The organism is Latilactobacillus parasakei (assembly GCF_049674265.1).
Taxonomy (GTDB): Bacteria; Bacillota; Bacilli; order Lactobacillales; family Lactobacillaceae; genus Latilactobacillus; species Latilactobacillus sakei.
Map to the genome: position 1 here is coordinate 39,100 of NZ_CP186861.1, position 14,874 is coordinate 53,973.

Sequence of the window (14,874 nt, forward strand, 5' to 3'; positions counted from 1 at the left end):
TAAACTGGAGGAGTCATTTTGTTTACAAATAAAAAAGAAACAGCAAAAATTCAACTTGATCCGGAAAATATCCCGCACCATATTGCTATTATTATGGATGGGAACGGTCGCTGGGCTAACAAACGGTTAATGCCGAGAGTTGCTGGCCATAAAGCAGGGATGGAAAATGTGAAAACAATTACCAAAGCTGCTAGTCGGATGGGGGTTAAAGTCCTCACGTTATATGCTTTTTCAACAGAAAATTGGAAACGTCCCAGTGATGAAGTTAATTTCTTGATGCAATTGCCCGTTGATTTCTTCGGCACGTTCATGCCAGAATTAATTGAAGAAAACGTACGCGTGAAAGTTATGGGCAACATTCATGCCCTACCTGAAAAAACGCAAAAAGCAGCGCAAGATGCGATGGCTGATACGGCGCAAAATACGGGGATGATCTTAAACTTCGCATTGAACTACGGTGGTCGCGATGAAATTCAACAGGCTGTTCAACAGATTGCCAAAGATGCCGTAAGTGGTACAATTGAGGCTGATTCGATTGATGATGACTTGATTGGTCAATATTTGATGACTGGCTTCTTAGGGGAGTACGCGGATCCAGAATTGTTGATTCGGACCAGTGGTGAGGAACGTATCTCGAACTTTTTACTTTGGCAAATTGCTTATAGTGAATTGGTCTTCGTTGATGAATTTTGGCCAGATTTTACACCGCAAGTTTTTGAAAAATCAATTTTTACTTATCAACAACGTCACCGGCGCTTTGGCGGTTTAAAATAGACGTTTACTTATTAGGAGGCAGTTCAGTTTATGAAACAACGAGTAATTACAGCGGTTGTTGCGTTAATTATCTTTATCCCGATTTTAATTAGTGGGGGGATTTTCATTGATATCGCCGCAGCCGTATTAGCATTAGTCGCACTATCAGAAGTCTTTATTATGCGCAAGCGGATTATCGTTTCACCAGATGCCATGGTGGCCGGTTTAGCCGTATTAAGTTTGGCACTACCAGCGGGGGCGTTTGATTGGTTGCCAGATGGCGTTTCACAATTTGATTTATTCTATCTATTCGTCGCAATCTTATTAGCCATCACGGTCTTCACGAAGAACCGTGTGAACTTTGATGATATGGGTGTCACAACGTTAGCCAGCCTTTATATCGGACTTGGCTTCCACTACTTAGCCGGTGCTCGTAATTTGGGTGGTTTCGATACAGTGATGTACATCTTATTGGTCATCTGGATGACAGATATTGGTGCTTATATGTTTGGTCGTGCATTTGGTAAAAACAAAATGTGGCCAGCAATCAGCCCTAATAAAACATGGGAAGGCTCAATTGGCGGGACTTTATTAGCCGTAGCCGTTGCAGCAGTTTACTTATACTTCTTCCCACAAATCTACTCATTGCCAATCATGTTAGGTTTAACCTTAATCTTCTCAATTTGTGGTCAATTAGGGGACTTAGTTGAATCAGCTTATAAACGCTACTATGGCGTTAAAGATTCAGGTAAAATCCTACCAGGTCACGGCGGTATTTTAGATCGCTTCGACAGTATGTTGTTTGTACTACCATTACTACATTTATTTGGCATCATTTAGCATGAATGACCCGTTTTTAAAGCTATCATTCAGATCAGAGTGTTTTTCCATCCGTTCATTATCACTAACTCGATCCTCTGCGATCAAGCTGTGAAAAGGGGCGCATGCAAAAGCACTCTTTTTTCTTTTCATTTCGTGATATAATAAGACAGTTCACTATAAAATCAGAATCTGAATGACGGTATTGAAAAAGGAGGTCGGATACATTGGCTGCAATTATTGCGTTTATCATCATCTTTGGTATTTTAGTAGTCGTTCATGAATTTGGGCATTTTTACATGGCTAAGCGCTCAGGCATTTTGGTGCGTGAGTTTTCTGTCGGCATGGGGCCTAAATTATTTGCCACTCGCAAAAACGGCACAACTTACACCATCCGGTGGTTACCATTAGGTGGTTACGTTCGAATGGCGGGAATGGCCGACGATGAATCTGAAATTGAAGCTGGCACACAAGCGACTTTAATTTTGGACGAACAAGGACGCGTTCAACAGATTAATACAAGTGACAAGGTCACCACGTTAAACGGGGTGCCTTTCCAAATTGCTAAAACAGATTTACAAAAGGAATTGTGGGTTGAAGGTTACGAAGGCGGTGACGAATCAGAAATGAAACGTTATTCCGTCTTACATGATGCGACGATTATCGAAGCGGACGGAACGGAAGTGCAAATCGCACCCGTAGATGTCCAATTCCAATCAGCAACGTTGATTAATCGGATGTTAACGAACTTTGCCGGACCATTTAATAACTTCATCCTCGCAATTCTGGCCTTTATCCTCTTCGCTTTTCTAAGCGGGGGTGTGCCACAGCAATCCAATCAAATTGGCACGGTACAAAAGAACTCAGCTGCTCAAAAGGCAGGTTTAAAAGCCAACGATCGTCTTTTGAAAGTTGATAACAAAAAAGTAGCGAGCTTCACTGACTTTAGTGCGATTATTTCAGAACACCCTAACGAAACCGTTGCGGTGCGCGTTCAACGGGGCGCAACTGAAAAGACAATTAAGGTGACACCCAAGGCTGTCAAAGTGGCTAACCAAAAAGAAAAGGTTGGTCAGGTGGGGGTCACACAAAAAGTCAAAATTGACCATAGCCTAAAGGCCAAGGTTTCTTACGGCTTTACGCAAACTTGGTCAATTGCTAGTCAGATTTTCAAGATCCTCGGGTCATTTTTAACCGGTGGGTTCTCACTAGATAAATTATCGGGGCCGGTCGGCATGTATTCAATGACGACCCAATTTACCCAACAAGGCTTCACAGCGCTAGTTGCATTCTTAGCGTTCTTATCACTTAATTTGGGGATTATGAATCTAATTCCGATTCCGGCGTTAGATGGTGGTAAGTTAGTCTTGAACATTATTGAAGCGATTCGTCGCAAACCAATTTCGCCTGAAAAAGAAGGCATCGTGACATTAATCGGTGTCGGTATTATGGTGTTATTAATGGTCTTAGTCACGTGGAATGATATACAACGATTTTTCTTTTAGAATATTTTTGGAGGCGTAACAATTTATGAAACAATCAAAATTATTTATCCCAACCCTCAAGGAAGTGCCTAATTCGGCTGAAGCTAAAAGTCACCGAATGATGCTTCGTGCGGGTTACATTCACCAAGTATCAGCTGGTGTTTATAGCTACTTACCTTTGGCTTATCGCGTATTGGAAAATATCCAAGCGATTATCAAGGATGAAATGAGCAAGATCGACGCAGTACAAATGCAAATGCCTGGTATTTTACCAGCTGAATTATGGGAAGAATCAGGTCGTTATGCAACTTATGGCCCTAATTTATTCAAATTCAAAGATCGTCATTCACGAGACTTTATCCTCGGACCAACACATGAAGAAACATTTGCCGATTTAGTGCGCAATAACATTAAATCATACAAGAAGTTACCATTGACGTTATATCAAATCCAAACGAAGTATCGTGACGAAGATCGTCCTCGTTATGGTTTACTCCGTGGTCGTGAATTCATCATGCAAGATGCTTATTCATTTTCTGCTAATGAAGCAGATTTGGATACAACTTTCCAACAAATGCGTCAAGCTTACACGAACATTTTTGAACGTTGCGGTTTAGATTTCCGCGCAATCGTTGGGGATGCCGGCGCTATGGGTGGTAAGGATTCAATGGAATTTTCTGCGATTGCTGAAATCGGGGAAGATACGATTGTTTACTCTGATCAAAGTGACTACGCTGCTAACTTAGAAATGGCAACGGGGGTTCGTCCTGGTCAAAGTTCAACTGACGTCCAATTAGAAATGGAAAAAGTCGCAACTGGCGATGCGCATTCTATCGAAGAAGTAGCAGCACGCTTAGAAGTACCCGCTCAAAAGATTATTAAGAGTGTGCTTTTCATTGCTGATGAAAAACCAGTCTTAGTGCTTGTACGTGGTGACTATGAAGTCAACGATGTTAAGTTGAAGAACTTCTTAGATGCTGACTTCTTAGACCTAGCAACTGCTGAACAAGTTCAAGCAACGATGAACGCCCCAATGGGTTCAATCGGACCTGTTAATGCACCAGAAGACGTTCAAATCGTTGCTGATTACAGTGTTGAAGCACTTGTTAATGCCGTAGTAGGTGCTAACGAAGCTGATCATCACTTCTTGAACGTCAACAGCAAGCGCGATTTCAATGTCGCAGACTATGCTGACTTACGGTTTGTTCAAGAAGGCGAAACAGCCCCAGACGGTGAAGGTAAATTACAATTCACTAAAGGGATCGAAATTGGTCATATCTTCAAATTAGGAACACGTTACACTGAACAATTCGGTGCAACATTCTTAGACGAAAATGGTCGTGTTAAACCAATCATCATGGGTTCATACGGAATTGGTGTTAGTCGTTTATTATCAGCAATTACAGAACAACAAGCTGACGAAAATGGTTTGGTTTGGCCAAGTGCCATCGCCCCATACGACTTACACGTTGTTCCAGTGAACGTTAAGGATGATGCACAAGTTGAATTGGCTGAACAAATTGAAGGCTTGTTAGAAGAAGCTGGTTATTCAGTCTTAGTCGACGATCGTAAAGAACGGGCTGGCGTTAAGTTTGCCGATAGCGATTTGATTGGTTTACCAATCCGAATCACAGTTGGTAAGAAAGCTGCCGAAGAAATCGTAGAAGTTAAATTACGTAAAACAGGCGAAACATTAGAAGTGAAGAAGGATGAATTAATTAATTCCCTCAGCATTTTGTTAGCCTCAGAAAAATAAAGATGAACTGACATTAGTCGAGCCTGGGATGAAACTTGCTTTTGTCTCAGACTCGTTTTTTGTCACTGAGTAAGCTTTAAAAAGGGTCAAAAGTAGCAAGATTGCACGTTTATGGGCAATTGTTACTTTTCGGCCTCTTTTTAATTCAACGTATCACTAGAAGGAGGCCCTTTTGTGGCATTAGATCAAACCGCATTGTTTCAAAAATTATTAGAACAGATTGCTTTACCTGCGGATGTCGCGCACTATCCCGGCTTTAAAACGGGGCAGGTCGAACAAGTGATTGTCCACGAAACGTCAAAACGGTGGACCTTTAAATTACACTTCGATAATGTGTTACCCTTTGCGGTTTACACAGCGTTTGAAGAACATTTAGAAGCGGCTTTTCAAGCGATTGCGGCCGTTTCAATTGAAATCAGTACCGATGCCAAAGAACTCGATGGTGGTGTTTTAGCCGCTTATTGGGAATATGTCGTCAATCATAGTGGGATTCAATCGTCACTCTTGCATGAATTATGTGCCAAGGAGACGCCCTATATCGAAGGGCACAAAGTCTTATTGGTTGTGGAAAATGATATTGTTAAAACCTTTTTCATCAATCAAGCGCAAACGACGATTCAAGCCGGCTATAAACGCCTGGGCTTCCCCAATTTTGCGATTCAACCATTAATCGATGAATCAGCTTCCCAAAAATCAATCGAAGACTTCCAAGCAAAACGGGCGGTGCAAGATGCTGAACGTGCGCAAGCAGCTGCCGAAGCGATTAAGAAAAACGAAGCGCTCAAAGAAAAACGCAAAACAGAAGGCAAGCCAGTTGATGGCCCAATCGTGATGGGTCGCGGGATTAATCCGGCTGAACCTGTCCGTCAGATGATTAGTATCACTGAAGAGGAACGTTCAATCGTGATTGAAGGCTTTATCTTTGATAAAGAAGTCCGGGTCCTCCGTTCTGGCCGCCAATTATTAATCTTGAAGATGACTGATTATTCATCATCATTTACGGTCAAGAAGTTCTCAAGAGATGCTAGCGATGAAAGTTTATTCGCCGCAATTGATAAAGGCATGTGGTTTAAGGTTCGCGGAAGTGTTCAAGAAGATAACTTCATGCGTGATTTAACGGTTAACGCCAACGATTTAGTTGAAGTTAGTCATCCTAAACGTGAAGATACAGCGACTGAAGGTAAGCGAATCGAAATGCATTTGCATACCAACATGTCTCAAATGGACGCGACCAATCCAATCGGCGATTACGTCAAACAAGCCGCTAAGTGGGGCCAACCTGCGATTGCTGTGACCGATCACTATAATCTCCAAGCCTTTCCGGATGCTTATGCCGCTGGGAAGAAAAACGGCGTCAAGATTTTATACGGCGTCGAAGTCAACTTGGTCAACGATGGCACGCCAGTCGTTTATAACTTGCGCGACCAAGTCCTAGAATCAGCCGAATACGTAATTTTTGATGTGGAAACGACTGGTTTGTCAGCTGTTTACGATTCAATTATCGAATTGGCTGCGGTCAAAATGCGTGATGGTGAAGTCGTCGCCTCGTTCGATGAATTTATCGATCCAGAGCGACCACTATCAGCTTTCACAACGCAATTGACCAGCATCACCAACGAAATGGTCCACGGTGCCAAGAAGGAAGCCGAAGTCTTGGCAATGTTCAAGGAATTCACTGGCGATGCCGTCTTAGCCGGTCATAACGTTAGTTTCGATATGGGCTTCTTAAATGCGGGTTATGAACGCAATGATATTGGCTTGATTGACAATCCGGTCATTGATACCTTGGAATTATCGCGGATGTTGCATCCAGAATATAAGAATCATAAGTTGGATTCATTGACCAAGCGCTACAAGATTAACCTAGAACACCATCATCGGGCCAATGCCGATGCTGAATCAACCGGTTATTTATTGTATAAGTTGGAAAAAGAAGCCGCTGAAAATTACGATATGGTGAACGTCAATCAATTAAACGATCGCGTCGGGGTCGGCGAGTTTTACAAACAAGCCCGCCCAGCGCATGCGGTCTTAATGGCGCAAACCCAAGCTGGTTTGAAGAATTTATTCAAATTGGTTTCAGCCTCAATGACCGAATATTATTACCGGACACCGCGCTTGCCTAAGAGTAAACTTGATGCTTTGCGCGAAGGGATTTTAGTCGGTTCCGCCTGCAGTAATGGCGAAGTCTTTGAAGCAATGATGCAAAAGGGGTACAACGAAGCGCTTGATCGTGCTAAATACTACGATTACATCGAAGTGATGCCCAAAGCGGTTTACGCGCCATTATTGGAACGTGAATTGGTGCGCGACAATCGCGCGCTTGAAGAAATCATTCGCAACTTAGTTAAAGTCGGCGAAAAACTCAACAAACCAGTTGTCGCAACTGGCGATGCGCATTATTTGAACCCGGAAGACGCGATTTATCGGAAGATTCTGATTCACTCAATGGGCGGGGCTAATCCCTTGAACCGTTCGAAGTTACCAGATGTTCATTTCCGCTCAACGGATGAAATGTTGACGGCGTTTGACTTCCTAGGGCCAGAATTAGCGCAAGAATTAGTCGTGGCCAATCCGCAAAAGATTGCCGATCAAATTGACGAAATTGTGCCAGTTAAAGATAAACTCTACACGCCTAAGATGGCCGGTGCCGAAGACGAAATTCAAACCTTAACGATGAATCGTGCGCACGAATTGTACGGTGCTGAGTTACCTGAAATCGTCGAAGCCCGTTTGAAAAAAGAATTGAAGAGTATCATCGGGAATGGGTTCTCCGTTATTTACCTAATTTCCCAAAAATTGGTTTATAAGAGTGGCAAGGATGGGTACTTGGTTGGTTCCCGGGGATCGGTCGGTTCGAGTTTAGTCGCAACCATGACCGGGATCACCGAAGTTAACCCATTACCACCGCATTATCGGTGTTCTAACTGTCACTACTCCGAATTCTTTACCAAAGGGGAAGTTGGTTCGGGTTACGATTTAGCGGACAAAGATTGCCCTGAATGTGGCACGCCACTTGATAAGGACGGTCATGATATTCCGTTCGAAACTTTCCTTGGATTCCACGGGGATAAGGTGCCGGATATTGATTTGAACTTCTCCGGTGATTATCAACCAGTCGCCCATAACTATACGAAGGTCTTGTTCGGTGAAAATAACGTGTTCCGGGCCGGGACAATTGGGACGGTCGCTGATAAAACGGCGTACGGTTATGTTAAAGCCTATGAACGTGATACGGAACAAACTTTCCGCGGGGCTGAAGTCGATCGGTTGGCAAAAGGCTCGACCGGCGTTAAACGGACGACCGGCCAACATCCAGCTGGGATTATCGTTGTGCCTGATTACATGGATATCTATGATTTCACGCCAATCCAATTCCCAGCTGATGATCAAGATGCCGCTTGGAAGACCACCCATTTTGATTTCCATTCGATCCATGATAATATCTTGAAGCTCGATATCCTGGGTCATGATGATCCCACGATGATTCGGATGCTCCAAGATCTCTCTGGGATTGATCCTAAATCGATCCCAACTGATGATCCGGGTGTGATGGCCTTGTTCTCAGGGACTGATTCACTCGGCGTAACGCCTGAACAGATTAATTCGAAGATGGGCACTTTAGGTGTACCAGAATTCGGGACGCGTTTTGTTCGCGGAATGTTGGAAGAAACACATCCAACAACCTTCTCAGAACTACTCCAAATTTCTGGCCTTTCTCATGGGACCGACGTGTGGTTGGGCAATGCCGAAGAATTGATTAATAAAGGCGTTGTCACCCTGAAAGACGTTATCGGTTGTCGTGATAATATCATGATGGATTTAATTCACTGGGGAATGGACGATAGTATGTCCTTCAACATTATGGAACGCGTTCGTAAAGGCAAAGGGATTCCGGATGATTGGCAACAAGCCATGCGCGATAATGAAAACGTGCCGGATTGGTATATTGATTCTTGTCTCAAGATTAAATATATGTTCCCGAAAGCCCATGCGACCGCCTATATTTTGATGGCGCTCCGGATTGCCTATTTCAAAGTGTACTTCCCAATTATTTATTACTGTGCTTACTTTAGTGTGCGGGCCAGTGACTTCGACCTTGTAGCGATGGCCCAAGGAAAAGAAGGCGTGAAGGCACGCATGAAGGAAATCACGGATAAAGGGATGGAAGCCAGCACGAAAGAAAAGAACTTGTTAACCGTTCTTGAAATCGCCAATGAATGTTTGGAACGTGGCATCACGATTAAGATGGTCGACATCGAAAAATCAGATTCCGCCAACTTCATCATCCAAGACGACCATACCTTGCTTGCACCATTTAGAGCCGTCCCAAGTCTGGGTGATAACGTTGCTAAACAAATCGTCTCCGCCCGCGAAGAAAAACCTTTCTTATCCAAAGAAGACTTATCTAACCGTGGGAAAGTCTCAAAAACATTGATTGAATATTTAACAGAAAATAACGTCTTAAATGATTTACCAGATGAAAATCAATTGTCGTTGTTTGATATGATGTAAATTAAAAAGGCTCTTACGTGTTTGTTAGAAATTTTTGACGGATACTTAAGAGCTATTTTTAGTTAAAAAGGGATCTTTTTAATTCACAGGAATTTGTATAAAAATTCTCAAAATGATAATCTATATATAGTGATTATTTTTATTTGACACTATATACAGCACATAGGAGTTGGTTGTTTGACAAAAATCATGCAAGAAAAAGATGCTAACATGATGTTAAAAAGTGAATTCATGAAAGCTACGCCGGACTTGAATAGAATATTAGGTTACATTAGGGATGATCAACAACTAGAGAACTTGCCAGTGGCAGAGCAGTATTCTATTAGCATTAATAGACATGAATGGTTAAAACAATGTATGTCTGAGTGGAGACGTCATAAGCAAAAATTTGAGCTTAGTATTAAGAAAGATTATGCTGGAAAAAACCAAAAGTGCAATTTATGTAATACAACTCTTAAAAAAAGTGTGTTTCATGTATATAATATTAAAAATAAAAATGAACTTTTTATTGGCAGTGATTGTTGTGGGTATGTTTTAAATGAAGACCCTGCATTACGAACAACGCTGACTGGTAAACGATATTGGAGAGATAAAGAATTTAAAAGGGATTTTAAGGAACTCGATAATTTGATGTATCATTTACCAAGCGATGGCTCGAAATTCGAAGTGACTAAAGATATATTAGATTTTGAACATAGACTGAGATCTGATATAAAAAAGGTATACAAAAACTACTTGGAAGGCAGTATACTTCAAAGTAATCTTGAGGTTCTGAACGAAAAAATTGAGCGACTTGGTAGAATGATTAAAAATAATGATGTAAAAATGGAGAACTTGGATGGGTTATCTAGAGATTTACTTTACAGATTGGAAATAAAGCAATCTAAAAGCGATGTTTCTAGGGTAAGAAGAATCGTACAAGAAAACAAGGGCTTACTCAATACAGATTCGGCATCAATTATAAAAGATACAATATTTTTAAAAGGCTATGTGGATGAGTTAAATATGAGAAGTTCTCAGTTTGAAAATAAAATTAGTATTTTTAAACTTGGTATTAACGGAACAATAGCTGTAATATTTATTTTTAATAATATATATGTGGAATTAACTTATTCAAGTAATGACGTGATCGAAACATTTGGATATCCAGTACGCTTTATAACTGATGAGAACATAAATTCGCTAATTCAACAGCAGTCAGTACCCTTTGATGAAGAATCTAAAATGAATTTAAGTAAGTGGTAGATTGCAAATTTAATCCGAATTTTTCGACAAATTAGTCAGCATTACCTGGTAGGGTGTTTGCCAGTTGAGTATTTTAAGTGGTCTCTGGTTAATTTCGAGCAGCGTAGTGGTTAGTTCATGAGCACTGACGTGCTCAAAACAAGTTCCTTTTGGATAGAAATAACGTAAGTGTCGATTAAATCGTTCATTACTACCACGTTCAGCTGGACTATAAGCATGGCAATAATAAGTCTTAATCCCATATTGCGGTTCAAAAGAACCAAGACCGCTAAATTCAGTCCCACGATCAACGGTCAAACTGTGCACAGTTCCTTTAAAGGTTGCTAGAAAATTATCCAGTGCACCATTTACAGCAGCTACTGATCGTTCTTTTAGTGGGTAAGCCCATAGGAATCGTGATTTACGATCGACTAAAGTTAATAAGGCCGCCTTACTGCGTCCACGAGGACCAACAATTGTATCCATTTCAAAATCACCGATTCGGTTACGATGGTTAATGACTGGTGGTCGTTGTTCAATTGACGACCCCAGAGATTGGTTATATTTTGAACGTTGGTCGCTTTTACGCCGTTGGCGCAAACCATGTTCAGATAGCTCACTTAAGGGGAAGTCTATCTGTCCATGATTTAACCAATTATAGATAGATTTAGTCGCTAAATTAAATTCATGCGCAATAGATTCTGGTGGCCAGCTTAAACGTAGGTGGTTCAGGATTAATTGTTTCAAAGTGGCGGTCAACTTAGTTTTGCGGCCGCACTGAGCCCGTTTACGTTCTGTATCTGCTTGTGCCAGTTCAGCTTGATAAGGATGACAACGCGATAATTCGTATGAAATAGTCGCTGGTGAACGGTTTAACAGATTGGCCATTTCAATATTGGATAGTTCTAACTCACAGAAAGTTTCAATTTTAATTCGTTCAGAATAGGTTATACTAGACAAAAGATCAGCTCCTAAAAAATGGGTTTGTGGTAAACACCATTTTAAAGGAAGCTGATCTTTTTTGTCCGAACAGCGTTCGGATTAATTTTACAATCTACCAAGTATGGAATAAGAAAATTGGGAAATGAAGGTTGGAATAGATATTCGTTAGAGTATAATAATTTTGCTAATTATGTTAAAGATAGAGAAAAAGATACGCCTGAAAAAGATAAAACAAAAATCAAAAAATCAAATCTCAACAGCATAATACGAAATATACTTATTTTTGAAAATCGAGGGAGCTATAATATTGCTTCAAAGAAGGATTTATTAAATATAGGGAAAAGACAATTTATCAATGATTTTTTAGGTAAAACAAATAGTAAAGTTGAAATAACTAATGTTAAATCGTCAAAGACAAATCTATTTGCGTATATTTTTAATCAATATGATGCTAAATATAGCAAGTAATAATATAATGATTTTTTGAAGTTTGGTAATTAATTTATATTTACCAATAATATTTTTGCTAATATGATGTAAGAAAATAGCCCACCTAGATTGCAGACAGCAGTTTAGCTGGGCTATTTTAATGGGAATCGATAAATAGTATAATTCAATTAAGCAGAACAACTGGGGGTACAAGATGCCGCATTTGAAACCAATCATATATGAAATGAATTACGAAAAAGAAATTATCGACCAAGATATCATTAAGGAAGAGGATAAGAAGTACATTTTGAGTTATCCAACTGTTTATATTGTCAAAGATGCTGACAAACAGTTGAATTATTCTGTTTATGTCGGTGAAACAAGTGATATTAAGCGACGGACAATTGAACATATTAGTGTTGACTCGAAAGAAAGAACAGATTGGCGCGAATTAGCCGACTCCAAAACCTCAGAAATGTATATCATCGGTCACGAACATTTTAATAAATCGATGACACTAGATATTGAAAATAAAATGATGCAATATATGGCCAGTGTTGACGTTGTGAAAAAGGTTAATAATCGACGTACTAATCAGCAAAACCTATATTACTCTCATGATGAAATGGAAAAAATATTTTCTAAAATTTGGCGTAAGCTAAGAAAGTTTGATAAGCGTCTTTTTCCATTAGAGAGATCAATCAGGGATTCGGCGTTATTTAAAGCATCGCCATTTCATAAATTGACTGATGAACAGTTAGATGCAAAAGACAAGATTATGGCAACTATTGAAGCTAATTTAACGAGCAAAACAAATAAAGGTCAGTTGATTGTGGTTGAAGGAAATGCTGGTTCTGGGAAAACAGTCTTGATGAGTAGTTTATTTTATGAGTTGAATCAGTTAGCGAAGGATGAATCTGAAAATCCTATCCTAAGAAATACAAGTCAATTCTTGTTAGTTAACCATGATCAGCAGTTGAAGGTTTATGAAGAAATTGCGCAGAAATTAGAAATTTTTAAACTGGGAAAGCAAGAAACAGTCCTGAAGCCAACACGATTTATTAATCGCTACTCCGAAGATAATCCTGTGGATGTTGTTATTGTTGATGAAGCTCACTTATTATTAACGCAAGGTAAGCAATCATATACGGGACAAAATCAACTGAATGATTTATTAAAACGTGCACGGGTGGTGGTTGCCGTCTTTGATAAAAAGCAAATACTATCACGGGAACAATACTGGGAACCTGACCAGCTTGATAGTTTATTGGCAGATGTCGAAAAGCAAGGGAATCTAATTAGTTTAAAAAATCAGTTACGAATTAATGCTGGTAGAGAAACAATCGCTTGGATTCGTAGTCTAATTGATGAACAGACAGTTAAACCACTCCCACAAAATGATGAGAAAAATTATGAAATTAAACTTTTTGATTCACCGGCAGTATTACAAAAGGCAATTGAAGATAAGGCTCGAGATGAGAATTTTGGTATTTCACGTCTTTTAGCGACGTTTGACTGGAAGTACATCAACGGTAAAAAAGACGGTGACCATCCTTGGTACGTTAAAATTGGTGATTGGCAGATGCCATGGAATTTACAATTACCAGTAGATAAAGTACAGAAAAAGCAGAATAAGAAATTAGCTTGGGCTGAGCAACCACAAACGATTGGTGAAATTGGTTCGACCTTTACAATTCAAGGGTTTGATTTAAATTATGCAGGTGTCATTATTGGTCCATCAGTTAAATATCGAAATGGTCGGATTGTGTTTGATAAAGCGGCAAGTGAGAACAATAAAGCAAAACAGCGTCGGTCTCTAAAAGATGGTTCTAAAGTTGATGTTTCAGAAGAAATGTTGAGAAATGAACTAAACGTGCTACTATCACGTGGCGTAAACGGACTATACCTATATGCTGTAGATGATGAATTAAGAGCGGCTTTAAAAAAAGGAGCGGTATTAAATGACAGAAAGTAGTATGACAAAGATTAACCAATTTCGGGATGCACGTCATTGGCGCCCATTCCATAATGAAAAAGATTTGGCATTATCAATCTCACTAGAAGCTTCTGAATTATTGGAACTATTCCAATGGAAGACAGCAGAAGAAGGCGTTCAAGATATTGAACGCGTGAAAGAAGAATTAGCCGATGTGTTAATCTATAGCTATATGATGGCTGACAATTTGAACCTCGATATTGATGATATCATTGCTAAGAAATTAGTGAAGAATGCGGAGAAATACCCAGCACCTAAGGAATAGAAATACTTAATAAGGGGGCGAATAAAACACTATTCAAAAGTGTTTTATTCGCCCTCTTATTTGAGTTATCAACGAAAATATCCCATTTCTTGTTAATTCGTATTTTCTTCTACAAAGGTAGCAATTTAGGAGAAGATAATTGACTATGACCGTAATATCTTCTCCATCGATTTCCCCTTAGCCAATTCATCCACCAACTTATCTAGCCAGCGAATCTTCTGCATCAGTGGGTCTTCAATGTCCTCAACGCGGACACCACAAACTACACCAGTGATGAGAGCGCAATTCGAATTCATCTGTGGTGCCTCCTCGAAGAACGTTTGGTAGGTGATGTCTTTTGCGAGTTGGGCGTCGAGTTCGCTTTGTGAGTAGCCGGTTAGCCAGCAGATAATCTGATTGACTTCGGCTTTGGTACGATTTTTACATTCTGCTTTTTGCACAAGTGCGGGATAAATCTTGTTAAGCGACATGTTGAAGATGCTTTGTCTGGGCATGGGGGAACCTCCTCGGAAGTTTAGATAATTAATATATAGCATGTAATAAAAATGAATACAAAATTTAGGTCTGAGAAAGAGTGATGTTATTTTTCACTCTTTTTCTTTTGCCCTATTTCCTTTCCCCAACTTTCTTGTTATAATCGATATCAGTTGTTCGTGTTATAATACAGCGGGCTAACATTATAACAGAGGAG

General features: G+C 40.1%; 11 protein-coding genes. 9 read left to right on the forward strand and 2 right to left on the reverse strand.

The features are described from left to right. Positions 1-18 precede the first annotated feature (18 nt). The 6 genes from ACPBEH_RS00210 (at position 19) to ACPBEH_RS00235 (ending at position 10,572) form a co-directional block, all read left to right on the forward strand. A complete protein-coding gene (locus ACPBEH_RS00210; RefSeq protein ID WP_424349293.1) occupies positions 19-774 on the forward strand; it encodes an isoprenyl transferase in 756 nt (251 codons plus the stop codon). 30 nt (positions 775-804) lie between these two features. Then, on the forward strand, positions 805-1,593 hold the full coding sequence (locus tag ACPBEH_RS00215; protein ID WP_104964236.1) for a phosphatidate cytidylyltransferase: 789 nt from the start codon (positions 805-807) through the stop codon (positions 1,591-1,593). A 206-nt stretch (positions 1,594-1,799) separates the two neighbouring features. Then, complete coding sequence (gene rseP, locus ACPBEH_RS00220) at positions 1,800-3,077, forward strand: RIP metalloprotease RseP (protein ID WP_424349294.1); 1,278 nt, start codon at positions 1,800-1,802, stop codon at positions 3,075-3,077. 25 nt (positions 3,078-3,102) lie between these two features. Then, positions 3,103-4,812 (forward strand): proline--tRNA ligase, encoded by a 1,710-nt coding sequence (locus ACPBEH_RS00225; protein ID WP_424349295.1) that lies wholly within the window; start codon positions 3,103-3,105, stop codon positions 4,810-4,812. 174 nt (positions 4,813-4,986) lie between these two features. Then, complete coding sequence (locus tag ACPBEH_RS00230) at positions 4,987-9,327, forward strand: PolC-type DNA polymerase III (RefSeq protein WP_424349296.1); 4,341 nt, start codon at positions 4,987-4,989, stop codon at positions 9,325-9,327. A gap of 177 nt (positions 9,328-9,504) precedes the next feature. Next, a complete protein-coding gene (locus tag ACPBEH_RS00235; protein ID WP_424349297.1) occupies positions 9,505-10,572 on the forward strand; it encodes a hypothetical protein in 1,068 nt (355 codons plus the stop codon). Positions 10,573-10,581: 9 nt separating this feature from the next. Here the strand turns inward: ACPBEH_RS00235 and ACPBEH_RS00240 are convergent, their stop codons facing one another. Further along, positions 10,582-11,511, reverse strand: a complete 930-nt coding sequence (locus tag ACPBEH_RS00240) for an IS30 family transposase (protein ID WP_424348670.1) — start codon at positions 11,509-11,511, stop codon at positions 10,582-10,584. A 117-nt stretch (positions 11,512-11,628) separates the two neighbouring features. Here ACPBEH_RS00240 and ACPBEH_RS00245 point away from each other — a divergent pair, with 117 nt between their 5' ends. From ACPBEH_RS00245 to ACPBEH_RS00255, 3 genes are all read left to right on the forward strand, one after another. Continuing rightward, positions 11,629-11,961: a hypothetical protein gene (locus ACPBEH_RS00245; RefSeq protein ID WP_424349298.1), complete on the forward strand. Its 333-nt coding sequence runs from the start codon at positions 11,629-11,631 to the stop codon at positions 11,959-11,961. Between the two features lie 175 nt (positions 11,962-12,136). Further along, positions 12,137-13,897, forward strand: coding sequence for a DUF2075 domain-containing protein (locus ACPBEH_RS00250; RefSeq protein WP_424349299.1), 1,761 nt, complete (start codon positions 12,137-12,139; stop codon positions 13,895-13,897). Next, complete coding sequence (locus tag ACPBEH_RS00255) at positions 13,884-14,183, forward strand: nucleotide pyrophosphohydrolase (protein ID WP_016265341.1); 300 nt, start codon at positions 13,884-13,886, stop codon at positions 14,181-14,183. Before ACPBEH_RS00250 ends, ACPBEH_RS00255 begins: the two co-directional genes overlap by 14 nt. Before the next feature lie 143 nt (positions 14,184-14,326). Here ACPBEH_RS00255 and ACPBEH_RS00260 read toward each other — a convergent pair whose 3' ends face one another. Then, on the reverse strand, positions 14,327-14,677 hold the full coding sequence (locus tag ACPBEH_RS00260) for a DUF2200 domain-containing protein (protein ID WP_424349300.1): 351 nt from the start codon (positions 14,675-14,677) through the stop codon (positions 14,327-14,329). Between the last annotated feature and the right edge of the window lie 197 nt (positions 14,678-14,874).

Bases quoted from the DNA above. Each gene is read 5' to 3' on its own strand.
- ACPBEH_RS00215 (WP_104964236.1), top strand. From the start codon at position 805: ATGAAACAACGAGTAATTACAGCGGTTGTTGCGTTAATTATCTTTATC.
- ACPBEH_RS00225 (WP_424349295.1), top strand. From the start codon at position 3,103: ATGAAACAATCAAAATTATTTATCCCAACCCTCAAGGAAGTGCCTAAT.
- ACPBEH_RS00250 (WP_424349299.1), top strand. From the start codon at position 12,137: ATGCCGCATTTGAAACCAATCATATATGAAATGAATTACGAAAAAGAA.
- ACPBEH_RS00255 (WP_016265341.1), top strand. From the start codon at position 13,884: ATGACAGAAAGTAGTATGACAAAGATTAACCAATTTCGGGATGCACGT.
- ACPBEH_RS00260 (WP_424349300.1), bottom strand. From the start codon at position 14,677: ATGCCCAGACAAAGCATCTTCAACATGTCGCTTAACAAGATTTATCCC.